At 53.8% G+C, this 431-nt stretch carries 1 protein-coding gene; it reads left to right on the top strand.

Annotation, left to right across the window (positions count from 1 at the left end):
• Positions 1–37: 37 nt before the first annotated feature.
• A partial coding sequence (locus DXX99_RS11070; RefSeq protein WP_205664716.1) for a UPF0236 family transposase-like protein occupies positions 38–431 on the top strand: 394 nt, incomplete at its 3' end.

Genomic DNA, 431 nt, shown 5'->3' on the forward strand with positions numbered 1-431 from the left:
AGTTGACAATCCAACCACTCAGGAGGGTGAGGTCTCTATGCAGATTATAAAGCAGATTTGGGAGAAGTTCCAGAGGGTAGCGGAGCTGACGTTAAAGGTTCTGGAGGAAGGGATCGACTTTTTAAGCTTCGAGGAGAAGCTCTGGCAGGAGCTTAATAACCTGGGACAGGAGGTTTTGAGGGAAGTTTTAGAGGCGAAAGACGCCTATCTTCGGGAGCACCGGGAAAAGCGGCCTGGCTGGCAGGTAGAGCGGCGGGACGATCCCAAGGAAGTGCTTACCCTTTTCGGTCTGGTTAGCTACAAACGGACCTACTACAGGCACAGAGAGACTGGGGAGCGGGCTCACTTAGTGGACCGGCTGGTAGGTTACGGGCCACATACGCGGGTTGACCCTCTGGTCAAGGCACAGGTCTTAGAAGAAGCAGTAGAGC

Source organism: Ammonifex thiophilus, assembly GCF_003368535.1.
GTDB lineage: Bacteria > Bacillota > Desulfotomaculia > Desulfotomaculales > Ammonificaceae > Ammonifex > Ammonifex thiophilus.